The organism is Marinobacterium aestuariivivens, from assembly GCF_042661465.1.
Lineage (GTDB): Bacteria > Pseudomonadota > Gammaproteobacteria > Pseudomonadales > Balneatricaceae > Marinobacterium_A > Marinobacterium_A aestuariivivens.
This window is the reverse complement of record NZ_JBHSWE010000001.1, coordinates 2,282,448-2,303,656: the sequence shown is the minus strand read 5'-3', so window position 1 is coordinate 2,303,656 and position 21,209 is coordinate 2,282,448. Positions and strand designations below refer to the sequence as shown.

Genomic DNA, 21,209 nt, shown 5'->3' with positions numbered 1-21,209 from the left:
CGCCCCGGGACCACCCGGTGCCCCGGATTCGAACACTTATACGGCCCTGAAGCCGGTTCCGAGCAGGTAGACCTCACGGGATCGTGCGCGTGACGCTTCCGGCTTGCGCGTCACGACCTTGTTGAAACTCTGTCGCATTTCGGCCAGGTAGGCATCGAAGCCTTCCCCCTGAAACACCTTGACCAGAAAACTGCCGCCGGGTTTGAGTACCTGACGCGCCATATCCAGCGCCAGCTCGACCAGGTACATGGCCGCCGGCTGGTCGATTGCGGACATACCACTCATATTGGGGGCCATATCCGAGATTACAAGGTCTGCCGGAGCATCGCCCAGAGCTTCCAGGATCTGCTCCAGCACCGCATCGTCGGTGAAATCCCCCTGCACGAACTCCACACCCGGCAGCGGATCCATCTCCAGGATATCGGATGCCACCACCCGCCCCCGATCCCCGACCAGTTCACTGGCGACCTGGGACCAGCCGCCGGGTGCAGCACCAAGATCGACAACGGTCATGCCCGGCCGGAACAGGCGGTCTTTCTCGTTCAGTTCCTGCAGCTTGTAACTGGCCCGGGACCTCAGGCCATCGGACTTGGACTGTTTGACGTAGCGGTCGTCAAAATGTTCCTTCAACCAGCGGCCACTGCTTTTAGATCTTGCCACTTGCAATTCCAGACGGATCGGGAGCTGTGCGAGCTACTCAGCATGCGACAACTCGGGTAAAATGGCCGATTGTTTTCATCGCGGCCGCATATTCAGATAGCGGCGGCCGGACTCACACAATCATGAGGCACCGTATTCTAGTATGAGCCTGACGCCCGAGCAAAAGAAGCAGCTGCGCACCATCGGCCACAAGCTGAACCCGATCGTGACCGTTGCCGGTAAGGGACTGACCGAGAACATCCAGCTCGAAGTCGACCGCGCCCTCGATGACCACGAACTGATCAAGGTAAAGTTCGTCGTCGGCGACCGCGACGTCAAGAGGGAGATGATCCGCGAGCTGTGCGCCATCGTCGAAGCCACCCTGGTGCAGGAAATCGGCAATATCGCGCTGATCTACCGCAAGGCGCTGGAGCCGAATCCCAAGCTCTCGAACCTGCTGCGCTAAGCAGCCCCTTTATAAAAATACCGCCATCCGGCGGTATTTTTTGGCTGCGTGCCTGGCGCCGCATCAGAGATGCAGCACCTCGGCGACTTCGTACTCGATCTCGCCGCCCGGGGTGGCGACACAGGCGATATCGCCCTCTTCCTTGCCGATCAGCGCTCGGGCGATCGGCGAGTTGACCGAAATCTTGCGGTGCTTGATATCGGCCTCGTCGTCACCGACGATCTGATAGCGCACCTCTTCATCGGTCTCGATGTTGACGATCACCACGGTGGTGCCGAAGATCACCTTGCCGGAATGCGGAATCGAGGTGACATCGATCACCTGGCAGTGGGACAGCTTGGACTCGAGCTCCTGAATCCGGCCCTCGATAAAGCCCTGCTGCTCCCGTGCCGCATGATATTCCGCGTTTTCCTTCAGGTCGCCATGCTCCCGGGCGGTGGCGATATCCGCGATCACCCGGGGACGATCGACGGTCTTCAGGCGTTCAAGTTCTGCACGCAGCGCCTTCTCGCCATTCACGGTCATCGGTACTCGTTTCATACTGCCTCACCTGCATGCAAATCCTGAAGGCGGCGAACCGTTTTCTCCTCACCGAACTGCAGCGCCATGGTGGTCGCTTCGGCACCGGCCAGGGTGGTGGTATAGGGTACCTTGTGCTGCAGTGCGCTGCGCCGTATCTCGGAGGAATCGGCGATCGCCTTGCGACCTTCAGTGGTGTTGATGACATAGACGATTTCGTCATTCTTAATCATGTCGACGATGTTCGGCCGGCCTTCCATGACCTTGTTCACCGCCACGGCCGGTACGCCATGCTCCCCGAGCAGCTTGACGGTACCGCGGGTGCCGACCAGCGAAAAGCCGAGCTCGACCAGGTCGCGGGCAACCTTGACCACCCCCTGCTTGTCGACGTCACGGACCGAAATGAACGCCTTGCCCCTCTTCGGCATCTTCTCGCCGGCACCGATCTGCGCCTTCATGAAGGCTTCGCCGAAAGTCTCGCCGACGCCCATCACCTCGCCGGTGGATTTCATTTCCGGGCCGAGGATCGGGTCCACGCTCGGGAACTTGTTGAACGGGAACACCGCTTCCTTGACGTTGAAGTGCTTCGGCACGATCTCCTCGGTGAAGCCGAGCTCCTGGAGGGACTTGCCGGTCATCACCAACGCCGCGATCTTGGCCAGCGATACGCCGATGCACTTGGAGACGAACGGCACGGTACGGGACGCGCGCGGGTTCACCTCGATGACGTAGACTTCGCCGTCCTGGTAGGCCAGCTGCACATTCATCAGGCCGACCACGCCGAGCTCCATGGCCATCTTCTTGACCTGCTCGCGCATCTCGTCCTGGACGTCGGCCGCCAGGCTGTAGGGCGGCAGCGAGCAGGCGGAGTCACCGGAATGCACCCCGGCCTGCTCGATATGCTGCATGATGGCGCCGATCACCACGGTCTTGCCGTCGGATACTGCATCGATATCCACTTCGACGGCGGCATTGAGGAAGTGGTCCAGCAGCACCGGCGCGTCGTTGGAGACTTTCACCGCGCTGGTCATGTAGCGGCGCAGCTCGTCTTCCTTGTAGACGATCTCCATCGCCCGGCCGCCCAGCACGTAGGACGGGCGCACGACCAGCGGGTAGCCGATGCGCTCGGCTTCGATGACGGCCTCTTCGAGGCTGCGCACGGTGGCGTTCTGCGGCTGCTTGAGCCCAGGCGCTTGAGCATCTGCTGGAACTGCTCGCGGTCCTCGGCGCGGTCGATCGCTTCCGGGCTGGTGCCGATGATCGGCACGCCGGCCTGCTCCAGCGCCACCGCCAGTTTCAGCGGCGTCTGGCCGCCGTACTGAACGATCACGCCTTTGGGCTGCTCGACGTTGACGATCTCGAGCACGTCCTCGAGGGTGATCGGCTCGAAGTAGAGACGGTCGGAGGTATCGTAGTCGGTGGAGACGGTTTCCGGGTTGCAGTTGACCATGATGGTCTCGTAGCCGTCTTCACGCGCCGCCAGGGCCGCATGGACGCAGCAGTAGTCGAACTCGATGCCCTGACCGATACGGTTCGGGCCACCGCCGATGACCATGATCTTGTCGCGGCCGGACGGGCTCGCCTCGCACTCCTCCTCGTAGGTGGAGTAGAGATAGGCGGTATCGGTGGCGAACTCGGCGGCACAGGTATCGACGCGCTTGAATACCGGGCGCACGCCTAGGCTCTGACGCTGCTTGCGGAACTGTTTCTCGGACACGCCGAGCAGCTTCGCCAGGCGCGCATCGGAGAAGCCCTTGCGCTTGAGGCGGAACACCTGCTCCCTGTCGAGATCGGACAGCGCCATCTCGGCGACGCGCTGCTCGTCCCTGATGATGTCCTCGATCTGCACCAGGAACCAGGGATCGATACCCGACAGTTCGTAGATCTCGTCGACGCTCATGCCGAGACGGAAGGCATCGCCGACGTACCAGATACGTTCGCCCCCCGGCTGCTTGAGCTCGCGAATAATGTCGCTGCGGGCATCTTCCCCGTTGAGATCCTCGACGACCGGGTCGAAACCGGTGGCACCGACCTCGAGACCGCGCAGCGCCTTCTGCAGTGATTCCTGCTGGGTGCGGCCGATGGCCATGACTTCGCCGACCGATTTCATCTGAGTGGTGAGGCGGTCGTTGGCCTGGGGAACTTCTCGAAGGTGAAGCGCGGCACCTTGGTGACGACGTAGTCGATCGACGGCTCGAACGACGCCGGGGTGCGGCCGCCGGTGATCTCGTTCTGCAGCTCGTCGAGGGTGTAGCCGACGGCCAGCTTGGCCGCGACCTTGGCGATCGGGAAACCGGTGGCCTTGGACGCCAGTGCCGAGGAACGCGACACACGCGGGTTCATCTCGATCACGACCATGCGGCCGGTTTCGGGATCCAGACCGAACTGGACGTTGGAACCGCCGGTCTCGACACCGATTTCGCGCAGCACCGCGATGGAGGCGTCGCGCATGCGCTGGTATTCCTTGTCGGTCAGCGTCTGCGCCGGGGCCACCGTGATGGAGTCACCGGTGTGCACGCCCATGGCGTCGAAGTTTTCGATCGAGCAGATGATGATGCAGTTGTCGTTCTTGTCGCGAACGACCTCCATCTCGTATTCCTTCCAACCGATCAGCGACTCGTCGATCAGCAGCTCGTTGGTCGGCGACAGGTCCAGACCACGCTCGCAGATCTCGACGAACTCTTCGCGGTTGTAGGCGATACCGCCGCCCGAACCGCCCATGGTGAAGGACGGGCGGATGATGGCCGGGAAACCGATGGAATCCAGTACCTGCAGCGCCTCTTCCATGCTGTGGGCGATGGCGGCGCGCGGGCACTCGAGGCCGATCGATTTCATCGCCTTGTCGAAGCGCTCACGGTCCTCGGCCTTGTCGATGGCATCCTGGGTGGCGCCGATCATCTCGACACCGAACTGTGCCAGCACGCCCTCGCGGTCCAGGTCCAGGGCGCAGTTCAGCGCGGTCTGGCCACCCATGGTCGGCAGCAGCGCATCGGGGCGCTCCTTCTCGATGATTTTGGCAACGGTCTTCCAGTTGATCGGCTCGATGTAGGTCGCATCAGCCATCGCCGGATCGGTCATGATGGTGGCCGGGTTGGAGTTGACCAGGATGACCCGGTAACCCTCTTCACGCAGCGCCTTGCAGGCCTGAGCACCGGAATAGTCGAATTCGCAGGCCTGGCCGATCACGATCGGGCCGGCGCCGAGAATCAGAATACTTTGAATGTCCGTACGTTTTGGCATCGGTAAAAACCAGTCGAATCTGTTAGTAACTACGTCTGTTCAGTCTGCTCAGGCGCTTTTGCGCGCCTTCATCTGTTCGATGAATCGATCGAACAGCGGTGCGACATCGCGCGGACCGGGGCTGGCTTCAGGGTGGCCCTGGAAGCTGAAGGCCGGACGGTCGGTGCGCTCGATGCCTTGCAGCGAGCCATCGAACAGGGATTTGTGGATCGCCCGTACGTTATCCGGCAAGGTGTCCTCATCGACCGCGAAGCCATGGTTCTGGCTGGTGATCATCACATGCTTGCTGTCGAGATCCTGCACCGGGTGATTGGCACCGTGGTGGCCGAACTTCATTTTCACGGTCCGGGCACCGGAGGCAAGCGCCAGCAGCTGGTGACCAAGACAGATGCCGAACACCGGCAGCTCGGTCTTGCAGATTTCCTGAATCGCCGCGATCGCGTAGTCGCAGGGCTCGGGGTCGCCCGGTCCGTTGGAGAGGAAGACACCGTCGGGGTTCAGTGCCAGTACCTCGGCGGCCGGGGTCTGCGCCGGCACCACGGTCAGACGGCAACCGCGCTCGACCAGCATGCGCAGGATGTTGCGCTTGACGCCGTAGTCGTAGGCCACGACATGGAACGGCAGCTCGTCGTCGCTTTTCTCGACATGGCCGACACCCAGCTCCCAGGTGGACGAACGCCACTCGTAGGCATCCTTGGCGGAAACGACCTTGGCCAGGTCCATGCCCTTGAGCCCTGGGAAAGCCCGCGCCTCGGCCAGCGCCTTCTCTTCGTCGATACCCTCACCGGCCATGATACAGCCGCTCTGGGCGCCTTTCTCGCGCAGGATTCGGGTCAGGCGGCGGGTGTCGATATCGGCGATGCCGACGATATTGTTGGTCTTGAGGTACTCTTCCAGGGACTGTTCGCTGCGGAAGTTGCTGGCCAGCAACGGCAGGTCACGGATCACGAGACCGGAAACCCAGGTCTTGGCGGATTCTTCGTCCTCGGCATTGGTGCCGACATTGCCGATGTGGGGATACGTCAGGGTGACGATCTGACGGCAATACGACGGATCTGTCAGAATTTCCTGGTACCCGGTCATCGAGGTGTTGAACACCACTTCACCGCTGGACTGACCCTCTGCGCCAATTGCCACCCCCTGAAAATACTGCCGTCTTCAAGGGCCAAAATGGCTGGTCTCGTCAAGTGAACCTCCCCGCATTGCGCGCTACAAACAGACCGATACGAAATTGAATAGGTGCAAAAAAGCGAGGTAAAACCGAAACTTTACCTCGCTTTCAAGAATTTGGGTCGATATTGCCTTTCCTTCAGGCAAACCGGCGGTATTTTAGTCGATTGGCGCTTTAGTGTCCACGCGACTTGAGAGGATCGGCAAGCGCCGCGACAGCTGTAACATTTATGTAACAGGTACAGCGCTAAACTCGCCGCCAGGATCGATAAAACCCGAATTCAGCTGTCCGGCAAGGATGTCAGGGTGGCACAACCGGCACCTCGATGAAGATATCCCACCTTACCCGCATCGCCACCGCGTCCCTGTTGCTGATCGCGGCCCTTTTCAGCGCCGCCCTGCTCTGGTCGCTGCAGAGACTGGACTCCGCCTTCCAGACCGGACAGACCTATCAGGCATTCAAGGAAAACAGCCGCAAACAGCTGCTGGACCCGATGCGCCAGTATCTCCAAAGCGGCGATGCCTCCCTGCTGCCCAGGCTCGAGCAAAACCTGGCCCAGCTGGCAACCCGGACCGGCGAGCTGCCGCTTCTCGACGCCGACATTCGCCAGCGCATCCAGAACCGGCTGACCGGCATAGAAGAGAGGGCGACCGGTGAACTGCGGGCCGCCGGCAAGCTGAGTGACCCCCAGACGCTGCTGATCAACAACGAAAGGGAAATGTCGCAGGAGCTTAAACGGCTGAGTGAGTATGTGAGTTCGGCGAGCGGAACGGCCGCCGAACCAAAGCTCCGCTATTACCCCCTGATCGCAGAGGCGCAGCAACTGTTGCAGCAGCTCTCGCTTTCTCGCCAGGCACATTTCGATCACGACAGTGAAGGCAGTCTGCAAGACCTCAATCAGCGTCACCGGGCGCTGAACGAGACCCTCAACCAGCTACAGGCGCTGCCGCGTCTGGGCGTCTACCGGGAAACAGAGACTCAGCAGGATGAGGTTGCGGCTCTGCTGGGCTGGGCCAGCGACGACGCCTCCGACGGGGAAGGTGTGGAAGCCGGTAGCGAAATCCTCGACCAGTTGCAGTCGCTGGCACGCCGCTATCCCAAGGAACTGGACAATACCGCCACCGTCCTCAAGCGCAAGCAAGAGACCGAAGCGGTCGCCTACCGGCAGCTCGAAGGGCTCCAGGAGGAACTGTCCCGCCTGGACGGTGCGTTGGCCGAGCGATACGACGGGATCAAGACACAGGCCTACCTGCTCATCGGCATCTGCGTCGGCCTGATGATTGTCACGGGCATCCTGATGAGCCTGTTGCTGCGGCGACTGGCCGGCTACCTGGTGGCCAGCAGTCGGTATATTCACCAGCTGGCCAACGGCGACCTCTCGCAGCGTTTCGCATTGCAAAGCGGCATCGAGGAAATTGCCAGCCTGAAGCTGGCCGTGGACAAGATGCAGGACTACTTCCGCCTGCTGATCGACAGCATCCGCCGCGAAACCGGGCAACTCAACGAACTGGGGCTGGCCATGACCGGCAGCGCCGGCAAGCTGGAACAGATCGTCAACGCCCAGCAAAGCGCCACCGAACAGGCCGCCGTGCAGATGGAGCAGCTTTCCTCCTCCTACCAGGAGGTCGCCGAGCATGCCGGCAGCAGCAACACGGCCACCCTCGACGCTCAGTCGCTGAGTGACGAGGGGGTCCGCTTCATGGAAGAGACAGGCCAGAGCGTCTCGGTGCTGGCACAGGACGTCGCGGCTTCGGTTCGCAGCCTGCAGAAACTCCAGCACGACTCCGCGGCCATCGGTGAAGTGCTTCATCTGATCCAGGGTTTCGCGCAGCAAACCAACCTGCTGGCGCTGAATGCCGCCATCGAGGCCGCCCGGGCGGGCGAAGCCGGACGTGGCTTTGCCGTTGTGGCCGACGAGGTCCGCTCACTGGCCGCCGGTACCGCCGAAGCGGCGGAGCGCATACAGCGCCTGACAGATCAACTCGATCAGACCACCTCAGAGGTTTCCGATAGTATGGTTCGTCAGCAGGAGATGACCGAACAGACGGTCCGCCGCTCCGATGACGCTCGCCAGATCATGTCCCGTATCCGTGAAGCCATGGCCAGGATCAACGACATGAGCACACTTATCGCCGCGGCTACCGAGCAGCAGTCCAGTGTCTCCAATCAGGTTTCTGCTACGCTTCAGACAACCGCCTCGAGGGCCCGGGACTCTTCATCCGAGGCCCAGAGCAATCAGAAACTCTCACAGGACCTCACCGGCATCAGCCGCAGTCTCAGCAGCCTGGTATCCCAATTCCGCTGATGGGGTTTTCTGAAGGACTCGCCCCCTGGCGCGCGACACCCGAGCAGAGGCCCGAGGCAGTCTGAACCGTCAATGGCCACCGGGGTCTGACAGGTAGGATTCGCTTCCGGGAGGGTTGTATGAACTATCTCTCTTTCGCCCGAACGCTGCTCATGCTGCCGTTACTGACAGCCTGCGCAGCCGACCGCTACTGGTATGAGCCTCCGCCTCCTGCTCGGCAGTCAACACTCTCGTCGAACGGCACCTGGCAGGGACTGGTGCGTGATGACTACAGTTACCGCCTGGGCTTTGGCGCCATGACCGGACGCGTGAGCATCCGCTGCGCCGACTATCAGGACCTGATCAGATTCGACGTGGCCGGCGGCGAGATCGAGGCCGTGATCGGCTCGAATTCCGCCGTCCGCTTCACCACACCGATCGGTCCCGGCGGCCGGTTCGAACACCGGATGCCCGTTCAGGGAGATACCTGGGTGTACGGCGGAGTCGGCATCTACCACGAGGAGCCGACGCTGAGCATTTCGGGCGCTCTCGATCCTCATAGCGGCACAGGCCAGGGCACGATCGCGGTCACACCCGGCCCGCGTCAGCACCTTGGCTGTTATGGACACTTCCAGGTCAGCCGCAATGCCGGCCCGCCCCGACAGGAGCAGCCGATAAAGCCCTTCAGGATCAAGTACTGGATCGACGAGGTCGACGAAAGTGACAACGACAATATCTGGTTACTGAGATGACTAGTGGGAACTGGGCACCCGGAGGACACTTTACTACAGCGAATGAGCCGATCCCTCCTGTGGGGGCTTTAGCCGTGAACGGCGGAGGGTGCCAGTGGGCTATTCGCGACTGAAGTCGCTCCCGCAATTGTCGGTGACTTCCGTAGCGACGTATCCAAAGAGCACTTCTTTGCAGCGAATGCTATGCTGAAGCCCGATGCTTGGCGCCTCCCTTGCAGGAGCTGCCTTGTAGGAGCTGCGCCCCGCAGCGAATGATACTGGCACTCGACTAAACTGATACCAAGATGCCCGGCAAGGCCTGAAGCCGGTACTTCGATCTGTACTCGGCGTATCCTGACAGGATGCTTGGCGCCTCAGGCGGAGCCTGAGCCGTCCCGCGGGCGATGCACGCCGCGGTCGTCAAAACGGCTCGAAGCTGTGCTTCGACAAGTCCCGTTTTGACCCTACTATCACATGGTAAGGCGGCCGCAAGCGGCGCTGTCTACCGGCCCCCTGTGAGGGTCATCGCCGAACGAACACATAACGGAAAAACCCCGGCCTCTGCGAGACCGGGGTTTCCGTTATTAGATGCTTGGCGATGACCTACTCTCACATGGGGAGACCCCACACTACCATCGGCGCTAAGGCGTTTCACTACTGAGTTCGGGATGGGATCAGGTGGTTCCACCTCGCTATGGTCGCCAAGCAAAACTGGCACAATATGGATTCTTTTGCCTGTGGATAACCTGTGATTGGCCGGTATATCCCCAGTCTTCAATTCGGATTTTTCAGCGCTTTCTCGCGCCTGTCCTGTCTGTGCACAAGCTTCAGCCAATGCTCAAATCTTATCTCAGGCTCTTCACCTGAACTCCCGACCCCAAACGCCTTGGGCGTTATATGGTCAAGCCTCACGGGCAATTAGTACTGGTTAGCTCAACGCCTCGCAACGCTTACACACCCAGCCTATCAACGTCCTGGTCTCGAACGGCCCTTTAGGGGACTCAAGGTCCCGGTGAGATCTTATCTTGAAGGGGGCTTCCCGCTTAGATGCTTTCAGCGGTTATCCCGTCCGAACGTAGCTACCCGGCAATGCGATTGGCATCACAACCGGAACACCAGAGGTTCGTTCACTCCGGTCCTCTCGTACTAGGAGCAACTCTTCTCAAATCTCAAACGCCCACGGCAGATAGGGACCGAACTGTCTCACGACGTTCTAAACCCAGCTCGCGTACCACTTTAAATGGCGAACAGCCATACCCTTGGGACCGGCTTCAGCCCCAGGATGTGATGAGCCGACATCGAGGTGCCAAACACCGCCGTCGATGTGAACTCTTGGGCGGTATCAGCCTGTTATCCCCGGAGTACCTTTTATCCGTTGAGCGATGGCCCTTCCATACAGAACCACCGGATCACTAGAACCTACTTTCGTACCTGCTCCACGTGTCTGTGTCGCAGTCAAGCACCCTTTTACTCTTGCGCTCATTGCATGATTTCCGACCATGCTGAGGGTACCTTCGTGCTCCTCCGTTACGCTTTGGGAGGAGACCGCCCCAGTCAAACTACCCACCACACAATGTCCTCGAACCGGATCACGGTCCAGAGTTAGAACCTCAACAGTACCAGGCTGGTATTTCAAGGTCGGCTCCACGCAGACTGGCGTCCACGCTTCAAAGCCTCCCAGCTATCCTACACAAGTAATGTCAAAGTCCACTGTGAAGCTATAGTAAAGGTTCACGGGGTCTTTCCGTCTAGCCGCGGGTAAACTGCATCTTAACAGCTATTTCAATTTCACTGAGTCTCGGGTGGAGACAGTGTGGCCATCGTTACGCCATTCGTGCAGGTCGGAACTTACCCGACAAGGAATTTCGCTACCTTAGGACCGTTATAGTTACGGCCGCCGTTTACCGGGGCTTCGATCAAGAGCTTCGCTTGCGCTAACCCCATCAATTAACCTTCCGGCACCGGGCAGGCGTCACACCCTATACGTCCACTTTCGTGTTTGCAGAGTGCTGTGTTTTTAATAAACAGTCGCAGCCACCTGGTATCTTCGACTCCCAACCGCTCACCCCGCAGGGGGGTCACCGTCAGGAGCGTGCCTTCTCCCGAAGTTACGGCACCATTTTGCCTAGTTCCTTCACCCGAGTTCTCTCAAGCGCCTTGGTATTCTCTACCTGACCACCTGTGTCGGTTTTGGGTACGGTCAGCTGTAACCTGAAGCTTAGAGGCTTTTCCTGGAAGCTTGGCATCAACCACTTCGGTCCACATGGGACCTCGTCATCAGATCTCAGTCTTAAGGAGCCGGATTTGCCTAACTCCTCAACCTACATCCTTAAACGCGGACAACCAACGCCGCGCTGGCCTAGCCTTCTCCGTCCCCCCGTCGCAGTTACAGCCGGTGCAGGAATATTAACCCGCTTCCCATCGACTACGCATTTCTGCCTCGCCTTAGGGGCCGACTCACCCTACCTCGAATAGCGTTGGATAGGAACCCTTGGTCTTCCGGCGTGGAGGTTTTTCACCTCCATTATCGTTACTCATGTCAGCATTCGCACTTCTGATACCTCCAGGGTGCCTCACAGCTTCCCCTTCAACGGCTTACAGAACGCTCCTCTACCATGCCACAAGTGGCATCCGCAGCTTCGGTGTATCGCTTAGCCCCGTTATATCTTCCGCGCAGGCCGACTCGACTAGTGAGCTATTACGCTTTCTTTAAAGGGTGGCTGCTTCTAAGCCAACCTCCTAGCTGTCTGAGCCTTCCCACATCGTTTCCCACTTAGCGATAACTTTGGGACCTTAGCTGGCGGTCTGGGTTGTTGCCCTTTTCACGACGGACGTTAGCACCCGCCGTGTGTCTCCCATGATTGCACTCACCGGTATTCGGAGTTTGCATCGGGTTGGTAAGTCGGGATGACCCCCTAGCCGAAACAGTGCTCTACCCCCGGTGGTGAGACATGAGGCGCTACCTAAATAGCTTTCGAGGAGAACCAGCTATCTCCGAGCTTGATTAGCCTTTCACTCCGATCCACAGGTCATCCGCTAACTTTTCAACGGTAGTCGGTTCGGTCCTCCAGTTGATGTTACTCAACCTTCAACCTGCCCATGGATAGATCGCCCGGTTTCGGGTCTAATCCCAGCAACTAAACGCCCTATTAAGACTCGGTTTCCCTACGGCTCCCCTAGACGGTTAACCTTGCTACTGAAATTAAGTCGCTGACCCATTATACAAAAGGTACGCAGTCACAGACCGAAGCCTGCTCCCACTGCTTGTACGTACACGGTTTCAGGGTCTATTTCACTCCCCTCACAGGGGTTCTTTTCGCCTTTCCCTCACGGTACTGGTTCACTATCGGTCAGTCAGGAGTATTTAGCCTTGGAGGATGGTCCCCCCATGTTCAGACAGGATAACACGTGTCCCGTCCTACTCGATTTCACTCAATTGCCGCTTTCGCATACGGGGCTTTCACCCACTATGGCCGCACTTTCCAGAGCGTTCTGCTAACAACAACTGAGCTTAAGGGCTGGTCCCCGTTCGCTCGCCGCTACTAAGGGAATCTCAATTGATTTCTTTTCCTCCGGGTACTTAGATGTTTCAGTTCCCCGGGTTCGCCTTCCAATCCCTATGTATTCAGGAAAGGAATACCCGCAAAGCGGGTGGGTTTCCCCATTCAGAGATCTCCGGATCAAAGGTTGTTTGCCACCTCCCCGAAGCTTTTCGCAGGCTACCACGTCTTTCGTCGCCTCTGACTGCCAAGGCATCCACCGTGCACGCTTCGTCACTTGACCATATAACCCGAAGGCGTCTGTCAAGGACGAGAGTACGATAAGATTTTTCGCCATTGGCGCTTGTACTCAGTACAAGACTTATCTCGAATTGAATTCGAATCCATATTGTTAAAGAACGTTTCGGTCCAAGGATGGCAGGCTTTTGCGCCAGCAAAAACTGGAGCCACCTCATCCAGAACCTTATATCGAAAGAGCCATGGAAGGCGTTTCGATGAAAGCTTGAAAGCTTTAAATCATGCCCCCTGCTGAACAGGACGCACTGTTTAAAGCTCGCTTGCTTTAACTTCGATCAGGTAATTCGTGTGAACGCTGTGCCGGGATGGGCAAGGTCGTTTAAGGAGGTGATCCAGCCGCAGGTTCCCCTACGGCTACCTTGTTACGACTTCACCCCAGTCATGAACCCCACCGTGGTAAGCGCTCCCCTTGCGGTTAAGCTACCTACTTCTGGTGAAGTCCACTCCCATGGTGTGACGGGCGGTGTGTACAAGGCCCGGGAACGTATTCACCGCGACATGCTGATTCGCGATTACTAGCGATTCCGACTTCATGGAGTCGAGTTGCAGACTCCAATCCGGACTACGACCGGTTTTCTGAGATTGGCTCCCCTTCGCAGGATCGCGACCCTCTGTACCGGCCATTGTAGCACGTGTGTAGCCCTACTCGTAAGGGCCATGATGACTTGACGTCGTCCCCACCTTCCTCCGGTTTGTCACCGGCAGTCTCCCTAGAGTTCCCACCATTACGTGCTGGCAAATAGGGACAAGGGTTGCGCTCGTTACGGGACTTAACCCAACATTTCACAACACGAGCTGACGACAGCCATGCAGCACCTGTCTCAGAGTTCCCGAAGGCACCAAGCCATCTCTGGCAAGTTCTCTGGATGTCAAGAGTAGGTAAGGTTCTTCGCGTTGCTTCGAATTAAACCACATGCTCCACCGCTTGTGCGGGCCCCCGTCAATTCATTTGAGTTTTAACCTTGCGGCCGTACTCCCCAGGCGGTCGACTTATCGCGTTAACTTCGCTACTAAAAGATCAAGTCTCCCAACAGCTAGTCGACATCGTTTACGGCGTGGACTACCAGGGTATCTAATCCTGTTTGCTACCCACGCTTTCGCACCTCAGTGTCAGTATCAGTCCAGGCAGTCGCCTTCGCCACTGGTGTTCCTTCCTATATCTACGCATTTCACCGCTACACAGGAAATTCCACTGCCCTCTACCGTACTCTAGTCAAGCAGTATCAGGTGCAGTTCCCAGGTTAAGCCCGGGGCTTTCACATCTGACTGACTCAACCACCTACGCGCGCTTTACGCCCAGTTATTCCGATTAACGCTCGCACCCTCCGTATTACCGCGGCTGCTGGCACGGAGTTAGCCGGTGCTTCTTCTGTGGCTAACGTCACAGTATGCGGGTATTAACCACACACCTTTCCTCACCACTGAAAGTGCTTTACAACCCGAAGGCCTTCTTCACACACGCGGCATGGCTGGATCAGGGTTGCCCCCATTGTCCAATATTCCCCACTGCTGCCTCCCGTAGGAGTCTGGGCCGTGTCTCAGTCCCAGTGTGACTGGTCATCCTCTCAGACCAGTTAAGGATCGTCGCCTTGGTAGGCCTTTACCCTACCAACTAGCTAATCCTACGCAGGCTCATCAAATAGCGTGAGGTCCGAAGAGCCCCCACTTTCCCCCTTAGGGCGTATGCGGTATTAATCCGGGTTTCCCCGGGCTATCCCCCACTACTCGGTAGATTCCTACGCGTTACTCACCCGTCCGCCGCTCGTCACCCGAGAGCAAGCTCTCTGTGCTACCGCTCGACTTGCATGTGTTAGGCCTGCCGCCAGCGTTCAATCTGAGCCATGATCAAACTCTTCAGTTTAAATTTTCGAAATGCCGAAACACTTCTAAATCTGACTCAAGTTAAAACAACTTTAAATGAATTCACATGTAAGGTTGCTTATCTTGATAAAGCTTTTGTTTGCCCTATCCCGACAAGCGCCCACACGAATTACCTGATCAATCTGTTAAAGAGCGTTGAGACCGGATCGATGACTTGATCCTTTTGTCTCTGTCGAAGCGCCTTCCGGCGTCTCGAGCGAGGCGCATATTCTAGCGCGCCCGGTTTCGAAGTCAACTCTTTTTTCAACTTTCGTCGCCGTGGCGACTGTGAATCGGAGCTGTTTCAGAGGCCGGTCATTATCGTTAATTTTCATTGAAAATCAACCACTTATTTCCGGCCCCACCGCCTGTTTCGATGTCCGTTTCCGGCTGTCTCCCCAAGCGAGGAGGCGAATTCTACAGACCCCAGCGGGAGAGTCAACAGCCCCTGTATAAAAATTTCAAAAAGAAGTTCAACAACGCGAATCTGATTAAAACTCGATCAAATACACCGTTATGCCGGCCAAAAAGTAATCAGATTACAGAGCCGTCCATACAGAACCTGCTCATGGATATAGGTCAGGGTATAGACAGCCAAGGATTAGTAAATCAGGGACCCGCAAAAAAGGCACCTCGCAGGTGCCTTTCCGTCCGTTCTATCTTATCTGCCTTGCCCGGTACCCGGGTCGGTGACCTTGTCGTCCTCTTCCAGGTCAGGCTCCCCCCTTCATCCGGTCGACGCACCACGATCCTGCCCAGCAGGATGCCCAGCTCGAACAGCAGCCACATCGGTATGGCCAGAAGACTCTGGGAAATCACGTCCGGCGGTGTCAGCAGCATGCCGACAACGAAACAGCCGACGATGACATAGGCGCGTTTGCTACTGAGGTTTTCGACGCTCGATACACCGCTCCAGATCAGCAGCAGCGTCGCAATCGGAATCTCGAATACGATGCCAAAAGCGAAGAACAACTTCAGCACAAAGTTCAGATAGCTGCTGATATCGGTCATCACCGCGACGTTTTCAGGCCCGACGCTGGTGAAAAAGCCGAAGATCAGCGGAAAGACCACATAGTAGGCAAAGGCGATACCGCTGTAGAACAGGAAGATGCTGGAAATGAGCAACGGCACGGCAATCCGTTTCTCATGCTTGTACAGCCCCGGCGATATGAATCCCCAGACCTGATGAAGGATGAACGGCATGGCAGCGAATATCGATACCATCAGCGTCAGCTTGAACGGCGCAAAGAACGGCGAGGTCACATCCGTCGCAATCATGCTGGTGCCGGCAGGCAATAGCGCCGTCAGTGGCCTGGAGAGGTACTCGTAGAGATCATTGGCAAAATAGAACAGACCAAGAAATACCAGCAATATGATCAGCAACGACCACATCAGGCGCTGACGCAACTCTACCAGGTGGGAAATAAGAGGCTGTTCCTGGTCCTGCTCGGGCAGCCCCTCGCTCTGCTTGCTCATCAAGTATCCGCTTTTTCTCTGCGCCGGAGTCGGCAGCTTTAGGATCGGCAGCTGGAGTATCGGACGCGCCACCCTGACCCTCGCCTGCATTCGGGCTGGTTCGGGATGTCGACTGGAAGGGTGTTTTCATCTCATCCAGTTCGCGGTCCAGCCGCTCTTTCTCGATCGAGGCATTGCGGCGCAACTCGTCGAGCCGAAGCTCTTCGGAGATCTCGGCCTGAATGCCGCTGACCGTGCGCCTGAACTTCCCGACCCAAAGACCCAGGGTGCGTACGGCCGTCGGCAGCTTTTCAGGCCCCAGCACCAATAACGCCACGACCGCGATGATCAGCAGCTCAGCAAAACCTATATCGAACATTCAGGCGCCCGCCAGGCTTACTGGCCAGATTTCTTGTCGTTGCTGACGCTTTCTTTCTTCGTCGCATCGCTCTGCTCGGAAAACTGGGCGTCTTCCTCTTTCGACAGCTTCTTGGGGTCCTCGTCGGACTTCTTGTCGGCATCATCCGACATGGCCTTCTTGAAGCCCTTGACCGCCCCGCCGAGATCGCCACCGATATTGCGCAGCTTCTTGGTACCGAAGAGAAGTATTAGAATTGCCAGGACGATAAGCAACTGCCAGATACTGATTCCACCGAAACCCATAATAACCCTCCAGTTCTACAGGGCCGGCAAGCGCCGGCCACCCAGTATGTGAAAATGCAGATGATACACTTCCTGGTGTCCGCCAGGGCCTGTGTTCGTCAAGGTACGAAACCCGTTTTCAAGCCCGGCCGCCTGTGCGATATCCGGCAGCGCCATCATCAGGTGGGCAATCAATTCCCCATCTTCCGGCTTCAGGTCGGCCAGGTTGCGAATGTGCTTTTTCGGTACCACCAGAAGGTGGACCGCTGCCTTGGGGGCATGGTCATGGAAGGCCAGGATCCGCTCGTCCTCGTACAGGACTTCGGCAGGCGCTTCACGTCGAGCGATGCGACAAAAAATGCAGTCCGCCACAGCCTCAGCCCTTGTTGCGACCGGCCTTCTCCTCCAGCCCCGAAAGGCCGAACCGTCGAGCCAGTTCGTCGAGCACCGCCTCGTGGGAAACATTCAGGTGAGACAGCATCACCAGGCTGTGAAACCAGAGATCGGCGGTTTCGCAGATCAGTTCGCGGCTGTCGCCACTGCGCTCGGCGTCCTTGGCCGCCAGGATCGCCTCGGTCGCCTCTTCCCCAACTTTTTCGAGAATCTTGTTCAGCCCCTTGGCGTGAAGGCTGGCGACATAGGAACTGTCGGCTGACGCCTGCTTGCGCGACTCCAGGACTTCACCCAGCTGCTGCAGTACATCATTCATGGGTAGAAGGCTCGCTTGGCTGATAGATGGCTTCGGGCTCCTTCAGCACCGGATCCACCGGTTTCCAGTGGTCACCTTCCAGCACGCTGTAAAAGCAGCTCTCACGTCCAGTATGACAGGCGATACCACCCAGCTGTTCCACCTTGAGCAGAATTACGTCACCGTCACAATCCAGGCGAATCTCGTGCAGCCGCTGAGCATGACCGGACTCCTCGCCCTTGCGCCAGAGCTTCTGACGGGAGCGCGACCAGTAGATGCCTCGCCCCTCGCGGGCGGTCAGCATCAACGCCTCGCGATTCATCCAGGCGACCATCAGAACATGGCCACTTTTGTAATCCTGCGCGATCGCCGGCACCAGGCCGTCGCTGTTCCATTTAACCTGATCGAGCCAGAGTTCCGACATGACTTCCACTTGAACCTTAAGCTGACTTGAGTCCGGAAGAATAACCGAAGCCCCCGCCACGCCAAGCCACTGCTAGTGCAACAGCAGCAGATAAAATCCGGCGACAGCCATTCCCCAACCCGCTACCGAAAGCTGCGCCAGCCACTGTTGCACCTCTTCCCGGCCCGTCAACAGGGCCAGCGCCAGCAGTGCCAGACCTGCCACACGACTCCAGCGCCGCTGCCGCTGGCGGGCTTCCTCTCCTGCGACAAGCGCTGCTGCTGATCCAGCTGAACACTTTCGAGGCGCTTGACCTGATTCAGCGCATCGAACACCAGCTGCGGCATATAGGGCAGTTTTTCCAGCCACTCCGGTGCCTGGGCCTTGATCGAGCGATAGACAGCCTTCGGCCCCATCCGCTGCTTCATCCACTCTTCCAGATACGGCTTGGCGGTCTTCCACAGGTCCAGCTCCGGATAGAGCTGCCGACCCAGGCCTTCGATATTCAGCAGCGTCTTCTGCAAAAGTACCAGCTGTGGCTGGACTTCCATGTTGAAGCGCCGCGCCGTCTGGAACAGCCCCAGCAACAGCTGGCCGAAAGAGATATCTTTCAGCGGCTTTTCGAAGATAGGTTCGCAGACGCTGCGAATGGCAGTCTCGAAGGCATAGACATTGGTATCGGCCGGTACCCAGCCCGAGTCGATATGCAGTTGCGCCACCTGGCGGTAATCACGCTTGAAGAAGGCCAGGATATTGCGTGCCAGATAACTCTGATCCTCCGGCGTCAGCGACCCGACGATGCCGAAATCAACGGCGATATACTGTGGCGTCTGCGGGTTGTCGCGGGAGACAAAAATATTGCCCGGGTGCATGTCGGCGTGGAAAAAGCTGTCGCGGAACACCTGGGTGAAAAAATCTCGACCCCGCGCTCGGCGAGCATTTTCATATCGGTATTCTGGGCCTGCAACTGCACGACATCGGCGACCGGAATGCCATGGATGCGCTCCATCACCAGGACATTGCGCCTCGTCAGATCCCAGTAGATCTCCGGTATGTAGAGAATGTCGGACTGTTCGAAGTTGCGTCGCAACTGGGAGCCGTTGGCCGCCTCCTTGCGCAGGTCCAGCTCGTCGAAGATGGTTTGCTCATATTCGGATACCACCTCGACCGGCCGCAGCCGGCGTCCTTCGGGCCAGGCCCACTGCAACAGTCGGGCGAAGGTATACAACAGGTCGACATCCTTGCGAATGGTGCGTTCGATACCGGGCCGTACGACCTTGACCACCACTTCCCGGCCACTGCGCAGCGTCGCCAGATGCACCTGTGCGACCGAAGCGGAGGCCAGCGGCTCGGCATCGAACGCCTGGAAGATCTCGCCGACACTCTGCCCCAGCGCCTTTTCGACCAGGAGTCGAGCCTCCTGCCCGGGAAAGGGCGGTACCCGGTCCTGCAGCTTCTGCAGCTCCAGGGCAATATCGTCCGGCAGCAGGTCGCGGCGCGTCGACAGCATCTGACCGAACTTGATGTAAACCGGCCCCAGCGCCTCCAGTGCCAACCGCAGACGCTCGCCGCCAGGCTGTGTAGCCGGCACCACATAGCGCCAGGGCAGTAAGCGCAGCCAAAGCCGTACGAACCAGGGTAGCGGCACCGGTTCGAAGAAAGTATCCAGCCGATAACGCGCCATTACTCTGGCAATCTTGAGTATGCGGAGGAGTCGTCGCACCTGAAAGGGGTCCTGTCTTAATGCGGTGGAAGTGGCGCGTTCGCGGTCGCCGGTGCCAAGTGTGCCTGCTGACAGGGGGCAGGTAAAGCCGGTCCGATCAAGGGAGAAACCCCGAAAACGACAAAGCCGCCCCAAAGGGGCGGCTTTGTGCGGGTCTCAGCGGAGCCTTACATCGACTCGCGTTCTTTTTCGACCAGGTAGTCGACCACTTCGAGCATCCCCTTGTGGCCGCCGGCGGACGCCGCCGTGATGCGATACTTGCCATTGACCACCATGGTGGGCACACCGGTGATCTCGTAGCTGCGTGCCTTGGACTCACCCTGGTTGAGTTTGGTGTTGACGGCAAAGGAATCCAGCAGCTTGCCGAACTTGTCGGCGTCGACACCGAGGCTGCCGTAAAACTCGACCAGGTCATCCTGCCTGGCGAAGCGCTTCTTCTGCAGATGAATGGCATCGAACATCGCCTGGTGTGTCTCATCCACCACATCCATCAGCTCGGCGGCATAGTAGGCGCGGGCGAAGGGCTCCCAGCTGCGCCCGAACACGACCGGAATGCGGACAAACTGAACGTCCTCGGCCTGTTTTTCATGCCAGCTGCGCACCAGCGGTTCGAACGCATTACAGTGCGGACAGAGGTAGCCGAACATCTCGACCACTTCCACCTTGCCCGGGTCGACAGTCTTGACCGCAAACGGCAACTTGGCGTAGTGCACGCCCTCCTGAAACTTCTCGCCTTCCGCCGCCGACACCAGCAGCGACATCATCAGGGCCACAAGGCCCACGCCCAGTTTCTTCAACATACTTTCACTCTCCGGCTAATCCATGGCTTAACAGGGACTGCGTAACGCGGCCAAGGTTCAGATTGGGACACAGGGGTCCAGACAGTACGAAGGCAGCCTAAGCTGCCTTCGTTAAATCCCGGCTGAACGGGTCAGTGCAGCCCCTGCACATAGTTGGCGACCGCTTCGATGTCCTTGTCGCTGAGCTTGGCGGCGATATCGCGCATCATGCGGTTGGGGTCGTTGTCACGCGCTTCGGTACGGAACGCCATCAGCTGCTTTTTGACGTAATCGCCGTGCTGACCGCTCAGGGCCGGGAAACCAGCCGCCGCGTTGCCGGTACCGTTCGGCGAATGGCAGGCGGTGCAGGCGGCAACGCCCTTGTCCATCAGACCGGCACGGTAGATTTTCTGGCCGGCTTCGAGGTGCTCTTCGGACACCTGACCAAGCTGGACCTTCTTGCTGGCGAAGTAGGCCGCGATATCTTCAAGATCCTGATCGCTCAGATTGTCCAGCAGGCCGGTCATCTCGACCACCGGACGGGCGCCGCCCTTGATGTCCTTGAGCTGTTTCAGCAGGTAGGCCTGGTTCTGGCCCGCGAGTTTGGGAAAGTTGGCGACGGCACTGTTGCCGTCGGCATTGTGACAGCCGGCACAGACGGCCGTTTTCGCCTGCCCCGCTGCGGCATCGCCCGCCGCTTGTGCCAATCCGGAAATTCCCAGGGTTACCAGTAAGCTGATCAGTAGTTTGTTCATCGACTAACCCAGACTCTTGCTTGATAAAGTGTTGTGAGTCCACTCCGGCGCACCGGC

At 58.5% G+C, this 21,209-nt stretch carries 13 protein-coding genes, 3 rRNA genes and 3 pseudogenes; 3 read left to right on the top strand and 16 right to left on the bottom strand.

Features of this window, described 5'->3' with window-relative positions:
- Positions 1 to 36 precede the first annotated feature (36 nt).
- Positions 37 to 660, bottom strand: a complete 624-nt coding sequence (gene rlmE / locus ACFQDL_RS11960; RefSeq protein ID WP_379909210.1) for a 23S rRNA (uridine(2552)-2'-O)-methyltransferase RlmE — start codon at positions 658 to 660, stop codon at positions 37 to 39.
- Between the two features lie 142 nt (positions 661 to 802).
- Here rlmE and ACFQDL_RS11955 point away from each other — a divergent pair, with 142 nt between their 5' ends.
- A complete protein-coding gene (locus ACFQDL_RS11955) occupies positions 803 to 1,105 on the top strand; it encodes a YhbY family RNA-binding protein (RefSeq protein WP_379909209.1) in 303 nt (100 codons plus the stop codon).
- 63 nt (positions 1,106 to 1,168) lie between these two features.
- Here ACFQDL_RS11955 and greA read toward each other — a convergent pair whose 3' ends face one another.
- The 3 genes and pseudogenes from greA to carA form a co-directional block, all read right to left on the bottom strand.
- Positions 1,169 to 1,645 carry a transcription elongation factor GreA gene (greA, locus tag ACFQDL_RS11950; RefSeq protein WP_379909207.1) on the bottom strand — a complete coding sequence of 159 codons (477 nt, stop codon included), beginning with the start codon at positions 1,643 to 1,645 and terminating at the stop codon, positions 1,169 to 1,171.
- A pseudogene (carB, locus tag ACFQDL_RS11945) lies at positions 1,642 to 4,864 on the bottom strand (carbamoyl-phosphate synthase large subunit). The gene greA and the pseudogene carB overlap by 4 nt, the downstream one beginning before the upstream one ends.
- A 48-nt stretch (positions 4,865 to 4,912) precedes the next feature.
- A pseudogene (gene carA / locus ACFQDL_RS11940) lies at positions 4,913 to 6,051 on the bottom strand (glutamine-hydrolyzing carbamoyl-phosphate synthase small subunit).
- Positions 6,052 to 6,360: 309 nt separating this feature from the next.
- Here carA and ACFQDL_RS11935 point away from each other — a divergent pair.
- Positions 6,361 to 8,340, top strand: a complete 1,980-nt coding sequence (locus ACFQDL_RS11935) for a methyl-accepting chemotaxis protein (RefSeq protein WP_379909206.1) — start codon at positions 6,361 to 6,363, stop codon at positions 8,338 to 8,340.
- A 119-nt stretch (positions 8,341 to 8,459) separates the two neighbouring features.
- Positions 8,460 to 9,071: a hypothetical protein gene (locus tag ACFQDL_RS11930; protein WP_379909205.1), complete on the top strand. Its 612-nt coding sequence runs from the start codon at positions 8,460 to 8,462 to the stop codon at positions 9,069 to 9,071.
- 569 nt (positions 9,072 to 9,640) lie between these two features.
- Here the strand turns inward: ACFQDL_RS11930 and rrf are convergent.
- From rrf to ACFQDL_RS11870, 12 genes and pseudogenes are all read right to left on the bottom strand, one after another.
- Positions 9,641 to 9,756 (bottom strand): 5S ribosomal RNA (gene rrf, locus ACFQDL_RS11925).
- A 191-nt stretch (positions 9,757 to 9,947) separates the two neighbouring features.
- Positions 9,948 to 12,833: ribosomal RNA gene (locus tag ACFQDL_RS11920) — 23S ribosomal RNA — on the bottom strand.
- A gap of 334 nt (positions 12,834 to 13,167) precedes the next feature.
- Positions 13,168 to 14,708: ribosomal RNA gene (locus ACFQDL_RS11915) — 16S ribosomal RNA — on the bottom strand.
- Together the 16S, 23S and 5S rRNA genes form the textbook arrangement of a ribosomal RNA operon.
- 608 nt (positions 14,709 to 15,316) lie before the next feature.
- Positions 15,317 to 16,114 (bottom strand): twin-arginine translocase subunit TatC, encoded by a 798-nt coding sequence (tatC, locus tag ACFQDL_RS11910; protein ID WP_379913039.1) that lies wholly within the window; start codon positions 16,112 to 16,114, stop codon positions 15,317 to 15,319.
- On the bottom strand, positions 16,041 to 16,541 hold the full coding sequence (tatB, locus tag ACFQDL_RS11905; protein ID WP_379909204.1) for a Sec-independent protein translocase protein TatB: 501 nt from the start codon (positions 16,539 to 16,541) through the stop codon (positions 16,041 to 16,043). The genes tatC and tatB overlap by 74 nt, the downstream gene beginning before the upstream one ends.
- A 17-nt stretch (positions 16,542 to 16,558) precedes the next feature.
- On the bottom strand, positions 16,559 to 16,825 hold the full coding sequence (gene tatA, locus ACFQDL_RS11900) for a Sec-independent protein translocase subunit TatA (protein WP_379909203.1): 267 nt from the start codon (positions 16,823 to 16,825) through the stop codon (positions 16,559 to 16,561).
- Positions 16,826 to 16,840: 15 nt separating this feature from the next.
- Complete coding sequence (locus ACFQDL_RS11895) at positions 16,841 to 17,176, bottom strand: histidine triad nucleotide-binding protein (RefSeq protein ID WP_379909202.1); 336 nt, start codon at positions 17,174 to 17,176, stop codon at positions 16,841 to 16,843.
- A 4-nt stretch (positions 17,177 to 17,180) separates the two neighbouring features.
- Positions 17,181 to 17,513, bottom strand: coding sequence for a phosphoribosyl-ATP diphosphatase (locus ACFQDL_RS11890; protein WP_379909201.1), 333 nt, complete (start codon positions 17,511 to 17,513; stop codon positions 17,181 to 17,183).
- Complete coding sequence (gene hisI, locus ACFQDL_RS11885; RefSeq protein ID WP_379909200.1) at positions 17,506 to 17,916, bottom strand: phosphoribosyl-AMP cyclohydrolase; 411 nt, start codon at positions 17,914 to 17,916, stop codon at positions 17,506 to 17,508. Before hisI ends, ACFQDL_RS11890 begins: the two co-directional genes overlap by 8 nt.
- Before the next feature lie 72 nt (positions 17,917 to 17,988).
- A pseudogene (ubiB, locus tag ACFQDL_RS11880) lies at positions 17,989 to 19,618 on the bottom strand (ubiquinone biosynthesis regulatory protein kinase UbiB).
- A 167-nt stretch (positions 19,619 to 19,785) separates the two neighbouring features.
- Complete coding sequence (locus tag ACFQDL_RS11875) at positions 19,786 to 20,418, bottom strand: thiol:disulfide interchange protein DsbA/DsbL (RefSeq protein WP_379909199.1); 633 nt, start codon at positions 20,416 to 20,418, stop codon at positions 19,786 to 19,788.
- Positions 20,419 to 20,549: 131 nt separating this feature from the next.
- A complete protein-coding gene (locus ACFQDL_RS11870) occupies positions 20,550 to 21,152 on the bottom strand; it encodes a c-type cytochrome (protein WP_379909198.1) in 603 nt (200 codons plus the stop codon).
- Positions 21,153 to 21,209: the final 57 nt, after the last annotated feature.

Coding starts and splice junctions, on each gene's coding strand:
- ACFQDL_RS11955 (WP_379909209.1), top strand. CDS start 803: ATGAGCCTGACGCCCGAGCAAAAGAAGCAGCTGCGCACCATCGGCCAC.
- greA (WP_379909207.1), bottom strand. CDS start 1,645: ATGAAACGAGTACCGATGACCGTGAATGGCGAGAAGGCGCTGCGTGCA.
- ACFQDL_RS11935 (WP_379909206.1), top strand. CDS start 6,361: ATGAAGATATCCCACCTTACCCGCATCGCCACCGCGTCCCTGTTGCTG.
- ACFQDL_RS11930 (WP_379909205.1), top strand. CDS start 8,460: ATGAACTATCTCTCTTTCGCCCGAACGCTGCTCATGCTGCCGTTACTG.
- tatB (WP_379909204.1), bottom strand. CDS start 16,541: ATGTTCGATATAGGTTTTGCTGAGCTGCTGATCATCGCGGTCGTGGCG.
- tatA (WP_379909203.1), bottom strand. CDS start 16,825: ATGGGTTTCGGTGGAATCAGTATCTGGCAGTTGCTTATCGTCCTGGCA.
- ACFQDL_RS11890 (WP_379909201.1), bottom strand. CDS start 17,513: ATGAATGATGTACTGCAGCAGCTGGGTGAAGTCCTGGAGTCGCGCAAG.
- hisI (WP_379909200.1), bottom strand. CDS start 17,916: ATGTCGGAACTCTGGCTCGATCAGGTTAAATGGAACAGCGACGGCCTG.
- ACFQDL_RS11875 (WP_379909199.1), bottom strand. CDS start 20,418: ATGTTGAAGAAACTGGGCGTGGGCCTTGTGGCCCTGATGATGTCGCTG.
- ACFQDL_RS11870 (WP_379909198.1), bottom strand. CDS start 21,152: ATGAACAAACTACTGATCAGCTTACTGGTAACCCTGGGAATTTCCGGA.